Annotated in this window: 14 protein-coding genes; 10 read left to right on the top strand and 4 right to left on the bottom strand. The window is 32.7% G+C overall.

What is annotated here, in order from left to right:
• Nucleotides 1-146: 146 nt before the first annotated feature.
• The 5 genes from KMW28_RS25325 to KMW28_RS25305 all read left to right on the top strand — a co-directional run bounded on the left by KMW28_RS25325 (nucleotide 147) and on the right by KMW28_RS25305 (nucleotide 6,253).
• Nucleotides 147-2,477, top strand: coding sequence for a TonB-dependent receptor (locus KMW28_RS25325; protein ID WP_169663705.1), 2,331 nt, complete (start codon nucleotides 147-149; stop codon nucleotides 2,475-2,477).
• Nucleotides 2,478-2,480: 3 nt separating this feature from the next.
• Entirely contained in the window at nucleotides 2,481-3,824 is a 1,344-nt protein-coding gene (locus KMW28_RS25320) for a PepSY-associated TM helix domain-containing protein (RefSeq protein ID WP_169663704.1), read from the top strand.
• Between the two features lie 139 nt (nucleotides 3,825-3,963).
• Nucleotides 3,964-4,476: an SRPBCC family protein gene (locus tag KMW28_RS25315; protein WP_169663703.1), complete on the top strand. Its 513-nt coding sequence runs from the start codon at nucleotides 3,964-3,966 to the stop codon at nucleotides 4,474-4,476.
• Nucleotides 4,477-4,478: 2 nt separating this feature from the next.
• Nucleotides 4,479-5,324: a helix-turn-helix domain-containing protein gene (locus KMW28_RS25310; protein ID WP_169663702.1), complete on the top strand. Its 846-nt coding sequence runs from the start codon at nucleotides 4,479-4,481 to the stop codon at nucleotides 5,322-5,324.
• 293 nt (nucleotides 5,325-5,617) lie between these two features.
• Entirely contained in the window at nucleotides 5,618-6,253 is a 636-nt protein-coding gene (locus KMW28_RS25305) for a peroxiredoxin-like family protein (protein ID WP_169663701.1), read from the top strand.
• A gap of 690 nt (nucleotides 6,254-6,943) precedes the next feature.
• Here KMW28_RS25305 and KMW28_RS25300 read toward each other — a convergent pair.
• From KMW28_RS25300 to KMW28_RS25285, 4 genes are all read right to left on the bottom strand, one after another.
• Nucleotides 6,944-7,342 (bottom strand): hypothetical protein, encoded by a 399-nt coding sequence (locus KMW28_RS25300; protein ID WP_169663700.1) that lies wholly within the window; start codon nucleotides 7,340-7,342, stop codon nucleotides 6,944-6,946.
• Nucleotides 7,343-7,513: 171 nt separating this feature from the next.
• On the bottom strand, nucleotides 7,514-7,951 hold the full coding sequence (locus KMW28_RS25295; protein WP_169663699.1) for a hypothetical protein: 438 nt from the start codon (nucleotides 7,949-7,951) through the stop codon (nucleotides 7,514-7,516).
• A 41-nt stretch (nucleotides 7,952-7,992) separates the two neighbouring features.
• Nucleotides 7,993-8,364 (bottom strand): hypothetical protein, encoded by a 372-nt coding sequence (locus KMW28_RS25290; protein WP_169663698.1) that lies wholly within the window; start codon nucleotides 8,362-8,364, stop codon nucleotides 7,993-7,995.
• 215 nt (nucleotides 8,365-8,579) lie between these two features.
• The gene (locus KMW28_RS25285; protein WP_169663697.1) at nucleotides 8,580-9,485 is read right to left on the bottom strand and encodes a LysR substrate-binding domain-containing protein; all 906 of its coding nucleotides are present in this window, start codon (nucleotides 9,483-9,485) and stop codon (nucleotides 8,580-8,582) included.
• A gap of 144 nt (nucleotides 9,486-9,629) precedes the next feature.
• Here KMW28_RS25285 and KMW28_RS25280 point away from each other — a divergent pair, with 144 nt between their 5' ends.
• The 5 genes from KMW28_RS25280 to KMW28_RS25260 all read left to right on the top strand — a co-directional run bounded on the left by KMW28_RS25280 (nucleotide 9,630) and on the right by KMW28_RS25260 (nucleotide 12,939).
• Nucleotides 9,630-9,917, top strand: a complete 288-nt coding sequence (locus tag KMW28_RS25280; protein WP_169663696.1) for a hypothetical protein — start codon at nucleotides 9,630-9,632, stop codon at nucleotides 9,915-9,917.
• A gap of 100 nt (nucleotides 9,918-10,017) precedes the next feature.
• Nucleotides 10,018-10,980, top strand: coding sequence for a sodium-dependent bicarbonate transport family permease (locus KMW28_RS25275; protein ID WP_169663695.1), 963 nt, complete (start codon nucleotides 10,018-10,020; stop codon nucleotides 10,978-10,980).
• A gap of 134 nt (nucleotides 10,981-11,114) precedes the next feature.
• On the top strand, nucleotides 11,115-11,516 hold the full coding sequence (locus KMW28_RS25270; RefSeq protein ID WP_169663694.1) for a hypothetical protein: 402 nt from the start codon (nucleotides 11,115-11,117) through the stop codon (nucleotides 11,514-11,516).
• 257 nt (nucleotides 11,517-11,773) lie between these two features.
• Nucleotides 11,774-12,427, top strand: a complete 654-nt coding sequence (nfsB, locus tag KMW28_RS25265; protein ID WP_169663693.1) for an oxygen-insensitive NAD(P)H nitroreductase — start codon at nucleotides 11,774-11,776, stop codon at nucleotides 12,425-12,427.
• A 164-nt stretch (nucleotides 12,428-12,591) separates the two neighbouring features.
• Nucleotides 12,592-12,939, top strand: coding sequence for a four helix bundle protein (locus KMW28_RS25260; RefSeq protein ID WP_169663692.1), 348 nt, complete (start codon nucleotides 12,592-12,594; stop codon nucleotides 12,937-12,939).
• The last annotated feature ends 34 nt before the right edge of the window (nucleotides 12,940-12,973 follow it).

Below are 12,973 nucleotides of genomic sequence, written 5' to 3'. Positions count from 1 at the left end.
TTTCAGAGAACTTCTGAAAAGCCCTTTTTTTAATCTCTAGTAAATAGTATTTAGTGTTATTAGCATTTTTAAGATTCTTTATTTGTAATCAGTCTAAATAAAATAAATACATTGCGACATCATTGTAAACCTGTATTTATCAAAAAATGATTGCTAAGAGATATTTCACTATAATAACTTTCTTATTCCCCACTTTACTATTTGCACAACAAACGATTCAAGGTAAGGTTGTCGATCAAAATGGGAATAAACTTCTATCCGTAAGTGTGGGTATTCTTAATTCGAAATTAAGTGCTACAACCAACGAAAACGGAGAATATAGAATAAATAATGTGCCTAAGGGTGAACATCAATTAGTAGCCTATTTTGTGGGCTATAAGAAACAAACACTGACCGTTACTATTCAAAAAGATCAAAATATACAACAGAATTTCACTTTAGAAGAGAATACTAGAGAGCTTCAACAAGTGGAAATTATTGGTGTAGAAAACGAATCGTACAATAATGCTTATACTTTTAGTGCGACAAGGACAGGAACGATGATAAAAGACGCTCCTTTATCGATTTCTACCGTCACTAAAGAATTAATATTGGATCAGCAAGCTTATTATTTAGGTGATGTGGTTCGAAATGTATCGGGTGTAAACCAATATACGATTTATAACGATTTTACGGTACGTGGATACAGAAATCAGGATGGACAATTGGTCAACGGATTAAAAACCGCATTTAACTTCTGGACACAACCTATTATTGGTTTATATGAAAGAGTGGAGGTAATTAAAGGTCCTGCTTCTGCCCTATTTGCCAATACAAACCCTGGTGGTACCATAAACTTTGTGACCAAAAAACCACTGACTGTTCAACAAGGTTCTGCTACCGTTTCTGCCGGAAGTTTTAATACTTACAAGGCCAATGTCGATGTAACAGGTCCGTTAACCAAAAATGAAAAAGTCTTATACCGATTGAATGCGGGATACCAAACTACAGATGGTTTTAGAGATAATATGGGCGGAGAGTCATTCTATATTGCTCCGTCAGTATCTTATATTCAAAACGAAAATACCCGTTTTAATGTGGATGTGGTCTATATGCAAAACAACACAAAACTAGACAGAGGTAAACCCAATTATGAAGGCAGTACTGATTTAAATCAGACACCAATTACTTTGTCTACGTCACAACCTGGAGACTACTTGAAACTAAATAACTTGTATACTACTTTCTCTTGGAACCAAAAGATCACGGATTGGTTATCGTTTAACTCCTCTTATATGATGTTCCGTTCTACAGGCGAATTGGCCGAACATAGAACAAACGGTAAATACATTACACCAAGTGTTTTAGAAATGCGCTATGTTGAGCGTGATGAATATGAAAATGCGGACAATATCACAAACTATTTTGTATCCAAGTTCAATACTGGTAAAGTAGGACATACTGTGATGGTTGGCTTCGATTATTCAAGCAAAACCTATGATAAAAACGAAAGACAAGCAAGAGGTGAGGCAGATGGAGTACCTGATTTTGATTTAGACAATCCTCAGTACGGAAATAGTAATCCTAATGACTATTATTATGATCCCAACCGATCGATTCAAATGGGTGCTGGATCGTATACTCAAAATCATACGATGGGCTTCTATATTCAGGAACAATTGGATTACAAAAAATGGCATTTATTAATGGGGGTGCGCCAAGAATATTATAAAGATGTGCGTATTGAAAATGGTGAGAAAGTATCGAAAGATCAAAATGCATTACTGCCTCGATTTGGTCTAACTTATGAACTGACAAACACTATCAATTTATACGGAACATATACTGAAGGATTCCAACCTCAGGATTACAAAATGAATGCATCTCAGAATGGTGGACCATTTGATCCAAGAAAATCAAATATGTGGGAAACAGGTGCTAAAGGAGAGTTCTTCGATGGTAAACTATCTGCTACTGCATCGGTGTATATGATCACTGTAAACAATATCTTAGTTCAAGATCCAAACGATGTAGACAAACTGATTCAGAGAGGTGAAGAACAATCGAAAGGTTTCGAATTGGAATTGAACGGTCAGATTACACCTGCCCTATCTATCTCAACCAATTATGCATTTAACAATGCTACTATTACCGCATCGGATAATCCAGAAGAAGTAGGAAGACAAAAAGAAAATGCACCTAAGCATCAAGCAGGTTTCTGGACAAAATATGATTTCCAAAGAGGTACTTTAAGAGGTTTAGGAATTGGTTTTGGTGGACAATATGTCGGCGACCGTTTCACGAATAACCCAGAGTTAGTGCTTCCTGATTATATGCTATGGGATATGGCAGTTTATTACAACATTGGAGCATTTAGAGTCTCTGCCAATATCAAAAACTTAACCAACGAAACGTATTATGTAGGTGGTTACAATTACGATAGAGTATTCCCTGGAATGCCAAGAAACTTCACTTTAGGGTTAACTGTAAAATTCTAGGTCATGAGAAAAAAGCTTTGGGCATTACATAGTTGGATCGGGTTATATACTGGACTGTTTATTGGCATCGTCAGTATTACAGGTGCATTGGCCGTTTTCAAATTTGAAATCGATGAAATGCTTCGTCCCGATTTATTCTTTGTAACTCCCAAAGAACTTCCCAAAAACATTAATAAGGGAATTAATAAAGTACTTGATAAATACCCGGAGAATAATGGTTATCGAATAAATGTTCCTAAAAGTGAAGATAGAACATGGAAAGTGACTGTATTTTTAGACGATCCCAACTCTCCAGCTAAAATCACACAGGAAGTCTATCTTAACCCTTATACAAATACAATCATAGGTGAAAGAAATATGTATCGCTCATTCAGTTTCTTTATTAGAAACATTCATGTTCGATTATTTGAAGGACTTTATGGTCGACAATGGGTGGGATTTTTTGGCATACTGCTTACCATATCATTAATCATTAGTATTTTTCTCTATTTTGATTTCACCAAAAAACAGCGTTTTGGTCAGGTGAGGAGTAAAAATAATAGAGTAAAGTATGCCGACCTTCACAAATTTATAGGACTAGCTACCATCGTCATACAATTGATCATTGCGATAACAGGCACTTGGTTAGGTTTTCAACCTAAATTGGAGAAACCTATGTTGGGTCATCGTCCAGGTAAATTTATACCTCAAGAATTCCCTATTGATAAAACTATTGATCAGACAAAAACTATAGACTATTTGAGTGTTCTACAAGCAACAAAACAGAATTTCCCTGATATGATTCCAGATATGATTTCTCCTTCCAAAGACGGAAGTAACTCTGTGATCGTATTTGGAGACATTCCTAATATGCCTTTTGAAAGACACACCAATTTTGTTGTATTAGATAAAGACGACTATCATCTGCTTAAGAAATTTGATATTCGTGAAAGTGGTATCGGTGGACATTTATATTATATGCAAGAGGCGCTTCATTTTGGAGATTTTGGTGGGATAGTTTTAAAAGTAGTCTATTGCTTGATGGGGTTAATTTGTGGATTTTTATGTATTAGTGGTTTCTTTATTTATTTCAAAAGGACCGAAAAAAAACGCATAAAAAGATATCCTTTACTTACTACAAGTAATATCATTTGGGGTTTTACGATCACATCTCTACTATGGTTTGTGAGTATTGGAGTGAGTAGTGTTACTTTAGGAGCGATATACCCGACTACCTACTTTACTACTCCTCTTTTTTATGGGTTGATCATTGTATATTTCATCTACATACTGATTCGAAGAATAAAAAATAAATCTAAGGGCACACCATCTAATAAGGTGAAACATCAAATAAAAGTGACTCATTGATAGACTATTTGTAAAAAAAGTTCAAAATAAACATTGAACCAATATTCCTATTCATTGAGCTTTTTCACCAATAGTATCCTTCCTTCAACTATGATATTTGTAATAGATCAAAAACATAAACTCTTAATCAAATATCATTATGAAAATCTCAAAAGAAATTATTATTCAAAAAGACCGTCTTGCAGTATGGAATATTGTCGCAGAAGAATTCCATAATGCCTATGAGTGGATGTCAATTGTGCCTAGATCAGTTGAAAAACAAGGAGAAATAAAAGATGGTGCTGCAGTGCACGGTAGAGTATGCGATTTATCGAATAAAAAAGAAGACGGACCACAAGCCAACGAAATCATTACTTATTACAATAAGGATAATTTCCATTTCGAATTTGATGTGACACCCATCAATACGTCTTCCGTATTACCCATAAAAAGAAATCATGTTTCTGTTCGCTTAGAGTCCATTAATAATGATAAGACCCTTTTACATTGGGATGCCGATGCAAAAATAATAACGTTTGGAAATCTTCTTTCTCCTATATTAAAAGTCGGTCTTGGCAAATCATTTGAAGAAGTATTAGAAGAGTTAAAATATTATGCAGAAACGGGAATGCCACACCCTAGAAAAGCTGCTAAAATTGCAAAAAGTGCCTAAATATGATTATCAACAGAGAAAGTTTCGATTTACATGGTAAAGCCGTGATGGAGAAAGTAAAATTTACTCCTCCATTTAAGGCCAATACCAAAATGGAAAATGAAGCTTGTTTTTTACATATTCTAAAAGGAGAAGCTGAATTATACGTTCCTCAAGAAAAGTTATCGGTGCAATCTTCTGATAGTCTCTTTATGAAATGTGGTGCTTATATGAACTTCTGGAAGGAAAATAAAGACGAAACACAAAACGAGGCCATTCTTGTTCATCTTTATCCAGAAACTTTACAATCTATATATGCAAATCAGCTCCCTTCATTTTTATCAGAGAATAAGGGGAAGAAACATAGTACAGCTGAAAAGCTTAAGATTTCTTCGATGATTGAAAATTATATCAGTAGCCTTAATTTTTATTTTGAAAATCCTTCCATTGTCACAGACGAATTGATTCAATTAAAAGTAAAGGAATTGTTATTACTCTTAGTCAACTCTCATTTTTCAGAAAATCTGAGTCATATGTTCAGTGATTTATTTAGTCCTGTAAACTTAGATTTCAAAAATATGATTGAAACTCACCTATACGAAGACATTAGCGTACAGGATTATGCGAGTATTGCAGGGATGAGTTTATCGACATTTAAGAGGAAATTTCAAAGCATCTATGATTGTTCTCCAAAACGTTATATCAATCAGAAAAGATTAGAAAAAGCAAAAGATCTTTTGATGAATACCGACTTAAGGGTGTCAAATATAGCTTACGATTGTGGCTTCAATGATATCAGTTATTTCTCTAAAAGCTTTCATGCACAATTTAATAGTAGTCCTTCCGATTATAGAAAAAAAAACCACTAACCTTTTGATCTATATTACTAATAATCATAAAGTTAACGGTTTTTCGGTACGAGAAAAATGGGTTATTTCCCGGGTATATATTTCATCGATATTCTTTAAAATTAGAAAAAATATTAGAAAGAATTTGTTAATAAATCAACTTGAAAAATAAGCATTTCTAAAATGTGGCTTTACAGATCGTAAAGCCACATTTTTTATAAAAAATTTTTTTTGAGGTAAAAATTATTAATTATATAAATTAAATTTCTATATTTGACCAATCAGTCAATTATAACTAATTTTTATACTCAAACATGAAAAACTTTCAATCGATCGTAATGATCATTTTATTCTCTATAACAAGTGTTTTTTCACAAGAAAAAGAGATCCTAGAAAAGTACGGTATTACTGTAAACACACTTCAAGAAGGTTTAAAAGAAGGCGAACAAGCGTATACTTTTAAAGCAAAAGACCAAAACGGTGAAACATTTGATTTAAAGAAAGCACTTAAAAAAGGTCCTGTAGTTCTAAATTTCTACAGAGGTAGTTGGTGCCCGTATTGCACTAAACACCTTAAGAATGTGCAAGACTCTTTGTCGTTAATTGAAGCAACAGGTGCCACTTTTATTGCCGTTACTCCAGAACTTGCTGATGGTAATTTAGAATTGGCCAAAAAGAAAGGTTTCACTTTTGATATCGTTGAAGATTCAAAATTAGAAATAATGAACGGCTACAAAGTCACATTTGATGTGAATGAGGGCTACCAAGAAATGCTTAAAAAATATGAGCGTGACCTTACAAAGATCAATGCAATTAAAAGAGCAACTCTCCCAATTCCAGCTACTTACATTATCAGTCAGGATGGCACAATCTTAAAAAGACACTATGATCCGAACTATAAAGTAAGAATGTCTGTGAAAGAAACTTTGTCTGTTCTAGAAAATATTTAATTTTTTTTCATCAGTCACTAGGGGTTTCCATTACTTTTTACACATGTATTAGTGAACCTGAAGAGATACATAGTAGTAGTAATTAATTAGTAATGAGAAATTCGTGGAACACCTTGGTTATCATATAGCCAAGGTGTTTTTGTATTATCTCAAATGAATCAAATAGTGATTGATTCAATTATTGTATCTACTGTTCATCTTATGATTATATCGAATGAAGTATTTAATGATAAAAAATATCGTTACTGGAATTCCAATGAATATCAGAATTAAAATTACGTATGGAAAAATTAGAGTAAGATGTTCTGAAAAAGACAATGTTCTTTCATGAGTATCTACCAAGTTTCCTGAACTGTCAGTTAGACTCCATTTTTCAGTACAACTACTTAAAAAGATGGTGATTAATAGGATTAAGTTTCTCATTATTTAATTAGATTGAATTGATAAGAGGTTTAGATTTAGAATCGTACTTATTTATAGAGCTCAAATCTAATTACTTCATCTAGTTACAACAATGTTATTTGACAACGTTAGGAATAATCTGAACTGCTATCTAAACAAGTTATTATTCCATTTTTAAATTAAATCATCACTAGTTCAATTTAATTCCTAGTGAACTAAATAGAGAAAGCCCTAAATGTAATTCAAACTACATTTAGGGCTCTTCCACTTTTTTATTTTTGAGAATGATTATTTCATCACTGCTTTATCTTTTTCGAAAGTTTTTTTCTTCACTAGAAAATACATTTTGTATTCCTTCTCACCTACTTCATGCTTTTCTTGTACATCGTACTTATTCACGGTGCCATTATTTCTTAAATGGTATTGTATTACTTTACTTACCGTTTCTTGATCATGATGTGGTTCGGTAACTAGCGTATATCTAGGTATTGATTTATTTAGATCTACCTCTAAATGATATTTTACACTTCCTTTTATCAAGGAATTCGACCAATATAAATTATCGGTCACCTTTGTAAAGGTAATGGCTAAATCATCCGAATGCCATGAAGGTCTACTTTGTGCATGAATAGTGTTCAGTGTTACAAAGCTTAAGATTACAAGTAGTTGTTTGAAAATAGTTTTCATGATTTTTCTTATTTAGTCAGTTAATTGATTGAAAAGTTAAAAGTTCTTTGTCTGAAGAAATATAACGGTGATCATCAAAAAAGGTTTACATTGATCATGCTATTTAGAAATAATAAAGGACTTTTGTATTACTTATTATGATTAAATAATTACAAAAGTCCATTTCAAGTTTTATAATGCTCCAAGTTTTGGATTATGTATCAACATTTCGATGTAATAATATAATCCATTTCTAAATTGTTTGTGTGTGTAATTCACTACAAACTGACAACCACTCTCTGATCCTTTAAAAACACCATCTTTTCCTTGGGATACTCTTTTTAAATCCACATGAAAGTAATGGTTTAAAGAAGACACAAACTTTTGTACCTCAGCTTGTGTCATCAGCTTTGGTGTCCCTCCTTTTTCAGGGTTAAATGTTAGTCCATAAACGACTCCGGAATTGGTCCTCGAAGTTACTAGATTACCATAAACTCCTCCAAATGAGATCTTTGTAGAAGCGTGTTGATCCGAACTTAAAGGTTTACCAATAACATACCCTTTTAAATTAATTTGTGCAAAAGAAGTACTTGTTACGAGTAACAGTAAAAAAAATAATGATCGTTTCATTGTACATTTAGTTGAAGTTGAGTTGGGGATTTAGAGTAAATTTACTCTTTCTTTGAAGTATCAATTACTCCAATTTGTTTTATGTCTCCATTTGTGTTAATCACAGAAAGACGATAAAATTTCTTTGGTCTTCTTAAATCAAAAGTGTAACGGTGCTTATATCTAATTTTTTCATAAGCATCTACCTCGTTTACAAGTTTCCATTTTTCAGAATTTTCTGAAGATTCAATTAAGAAAAATTTCACATCGACACCTGCATATGTTTCCCATTGAAGCATACCGTTACGGTAATCGAAGTTTTCTACTTCAGAAGTTTTTTCTGGATTTTCATTTTCCGGAATATTTGAGGCTTGTGTAACAGAAGTATATACTAATAAAAGAATAAGCCCTAAATAGAATGTTAAGTGTTTCATTTTGGTAAGCGTTAATTAGAAGAAAATTTAAAAAGTCATTACTATTGATGTCGTAAGCTTTAAATGTAATGACGCAGTACATGGGTGAAAGTTGCAAAATTGATTCCAAGGTTTACTTTTTGAAATCAATTTTGATGTAATATTTTGATAAATACCTGAATAATAATACAATATAATCTTGATATTGTTTAATTGAAACACCTGATAATTTAACTTTATTTCTTTTTTAGAGGAACAATATCTGCGATCCAATTAAAGTGTTGAGCTACAATTTCTCTTTTATGCTCCTTGATATAATCCAAAAATGCTTGTGCTGTTGGAGAGAATTGTTTTTGTTTTAACCACACCAATCTCCACGTAGAAGAAAGAGGTAAATCCTTTCTAGGAATTATATGTAGTTCTTTGTTTGCCAATTCGTTTCTAATACCTATTAATGGAATAATAGAATAGCCTAAACCTGCGATTAATGCTTGTTTTACTGCTTCATTTGACTTTAACTCCATTTTCTTTTGGACTTTTCTTGTAGAAAGATAATTGTCCATAGCCGCCCTAGTAGCAGAACCTTTTTCTCTAAAAATGAAAGGCCTATCCTTTCGTAAATCGGGTGTATTACCCACTAAAAATAGATTATTTTGCAATAAGGGTTCCTCCTCTAAGTTCAAATCTGAAGGGCTAACAGATACTAAAGCAAAATCAATTTCATTGTTTCTAAGGCTTTCAATTACTAATGATTTATTCGTCACATCTAGTTCTAATTCAACAGAAGTATGATTTTGCATAAAATCTTTTAAGAAATATGGGATCACATATTTACCTGTAGAAACACATGAAACTTTTAATTTTCCGGCGATCTCAGCCCCATATTCTTTGGTTTTATATTTCAGTTTATCAGATTCAGATACGATGCTTTCTGCAATTTCGGCAATGTTGTTTCCAAAGTCAGTGATATATAACTTCCTACCAATCACCTCGGTAAGTTGATAATCAAATTGTTGTTGAAAGTTTTTAAGTTGAATAGATAATGCGGGCTGTGTCATGTGCATGTTCTCAGCAGCCTTAGTGATACTTTTTTGTTTGACCACCTCTAAAAATACCTGTAGTTGATGTAGCGTGAAGTTCATAAAAATTATTTATAGTTTGCATTAAATATATAAATAAAAATAAATGAAAAAAAATAATTTACTTTGTGTCAAGGAAAAAGAAAAACAGTTTTCTCATAACGTTCACTCAAAATTTTTGGTTTACTATAACCGGCACTTTTAACTATGAAAGAACTAAAGTTACAACTCATCGACAATGCATACAATGCAGAAGAGTCTAAAGAACTTTTGATTTCAATCTTGGATCATAAGATCCAATTTCTAAACAAGAAAATCTTCGAGCGCTTCTTGAAAGGTAATACAGGAGGAGAAGATTTAGAAGGAAGAGTTGAAGAATTAAAAGCTGAAAAACAGCAGTTAATTCAATCACTAAATCAATATAAAGATAGCGATGCTATCTTTGAAGTTGATTGTCATGTAACCGTTGCTAGAAGAGAGCTAGCAGAAGTTTAAAGAAATCTCATGTGAGTAGATTAAAAAGACTGTCATAAAACCATTTAGTTACATCTAAATGTGTTTTATGGCAGCACCAAACTAATTCAACTATACCATTATGAATGTAGATCTATTTCTAGAGAACATTACCAATCCAGCCCTATTATTCTTTCTATTGGGCATTGTCGCAGCACAAATAAAAAGCGATTTAAGTATTCCAGAAAATTCATCAAAATTTATATCACTTTATCTATTGTTTGCCATAGGCTTTAAAGGCGGTCAGGAATTATCACACAGTGAATTCACTTTTGATATCCTATCCATGGTATTCTTAGGTATCATCGTATCGGTAATCATACCTATATATAGTTTTTTTCTTTTAAAAAGAAAATTAGGAATTGATAATGCAGGAGCTATCGCCTCCGCTTATGGATCCATTAGTGCAGTAACATTTATTACTTGCGTCTCATTTCTAGAATTAAACAATATAAGTTTTGGAGGGCATATGATAGCAATAATGGCCATCATGGAAGCTCCAGCAATTATTGTTGGAGTTTTTTTAATGTCGATGTTTTCTAAAACCAGAGAAAATAAGATCAATACATGGGAAATTGTCAAGCACTCCCTCACAAATGGCAGTGTTTTATTACTTGTCGGTAGTTTGGTTATCGGCTTAATAGTAAGTGATGATCAAGCGAAAGGCATCGCCCCATTCACCACCGATATTTTCAAAGGATTTTTAGTCATCTTCCTTTTGGATATGGGAATTAGTAGCGGTAAAAAACTCTCCGCTTTTTGTAAAAATGGAATTTTCCCCTTTGCTTTTGGGATCGTTATCCCATTATTAAATGGTGTAATCGTCGCCCTTATCAGTGGATGGATCACCCAAGAAGTCGGAGATCGATTACTCATCTCCATACTTGCAGCCGGTGCCTCCTACATAGCAGTCCCTGCCGCAATGAAAATTGCAGCCCCCAATGCCAACCCCGGATTATATATCCCAATGGCCCTAGCAGTTACATTTCCTTTCAATATCACTATTGGAATGCCAATATACTATCAGATCATTTCAGGCGTATAATATTTTACTAGTCAAGATCCACTAAGGAAGTTTCAAATTGAGACTTCCTTTTTATGTTAGAAAAAATCATCTGTGCTCATATCAAATTAAAAACATTCTACTAATCAATTAGTTCTCAATAAAAAACAGAACATATGATTATAGAAACTACCCACGGAAAACACCTATCAACTGCAGCAGAAGAAAAATTGGTCGGAAAAAACCATCCACTACTCAGAGTCTTATTTTCAAGAATGAGGTCAAATCCTTATCAAATCATAGCCACCAACCTACCCATCTCTTTCGATGCTGAAATCAGGTCCCAATTAGATTTTGCCAGAGTCATTCTCAAAACAAAAGGCATCATTGTCAGAATCAAAATTAAAGTAAAAACTTACGATTGGTTTATTCCATTTTATCATTTAGCACTATATCAAACGGAAAATAATCTTACGGTACATGCGCAGGGATTCTTTTTGAGATTCTATGAGTTAAATGATGACCATTATCGGTTCTGGCAAAAAATATTAAATGAGAAAAATGAGGTATTAAATTAAAAATGAAAAGTTAAAAATGAAAAACGTAGTTAGTTATACTTTTCGCGTACACAGTATATACTTAGCTCATTTTAGTGAAGAGCATTTTTCTTTTGCTACAATGGTGCTTGTTGTGAAATGAAGGAATAAATATAAGTAACCTACTTTTCAATTGATTTTTAATAAGATACACTAATACTTTCTTTCAAAAAGAATCCGTCTTCTTCTATGATTTGATATTTTCGGATATCAAATTTTTAACTCTTAAAATACAACCCATGAACTTAAAAGAAGTAATGAATTGGCGTTACTCTACAAAGGAGTTTGACCCAACAAAAAAAATCTCTGATGAAGATTTTGAACAAATCAAAAACTTACTTCGAATGTGTGCTTCAAGTACCAATATTCAACCATGGCACTTCATTATTGCAGGCTCTGAAGAAGGTAAAAAACGAATCGCAAAAGGTACACAAGGATTCTTTGCCTTTAATGAACCAAAAGTTTTAAATGCCTCACATGTAGTTTTATTTTGCTCAAGAACAACTGCAGATGAAGACTATATGTTACATATATTGGATAAAGAAGACAAAGACGGTCGCTTCGCACAACAAGAATTTAAAGATCAAATGCATGGTGGTCGTAACGTATTTGCAGATATCCATAAATACGACCTTAAAGATCTCCAGCATTGGATGGACAAACAAGTCTACCTAAACATAGGTAACCTACTACTCGGTGCCGCAGTCATGGGAATTGACGCTGTACCAATGGAAGGCCTCGACATGAAAGCAATGGATGAAGAATTTGGACTCAGAGAAAAAGGTTTTACTTCTTTATGTCTCGTATCTCTTGGATATAGAGCTGAGGGAGATTTTAATGCGAAATTGCCGAAGTCGAGACTATCTAGTGACGAGATTTTTAAATTGATATAAACTTTTTGAAATTAAAAATGAAAAGTTAAAAATGAAAAACGTAGTTAGTTAAGCTGTAAGTGTACATAGAATTAACTAACTACGTTTTTTGTTATTGGTATTAGTAAGACTTTTAATTATGTTTGAATAATTAACGCTTAACATTCATTTTAATTATAAACACCATGAGTCTTGTTGCTGAAAAATCTTTCCAACTCTCTATTCGCATTGTCAACTCCTATAAATATCTTTCTGATCAGAAAAATGAATTTATAATGTCAAAACAATTATTGAGATCAGGTACGTCTATAGGAGCAAATATTTCAGAAGCAGAATTTGCACAAAGTAAATCAGACTTTATTCATAAACTGTCAATATCATTAAAAGAGACCAATGAAAGTATATATTGGATTCGCTTATTACATGCCACATCATATTTAACGAATATAATGTATTCGAGCCTTCTAAATGATCTCAAAGATATCAAACACATCTTGATGAAAATTATCAATACTTCAAAATCAAAAACGTAGTTAGTAAATACCGTTTACACGAACTATTTAACTA

Origin of the sequence: Flammeovirga yaeyamensis (assembly GCF_018736045.1) — a bacterium.
Lineage (GTDB): Bacteria > Bacteroidota > Bacteroidia > Cytophagales > Flammeovirgaceae > Flammeovirga > Flammeovirga yaeyamensis.
This window is presented reverse-complemented; position numbering and strand designations above follow the sequence as displayed.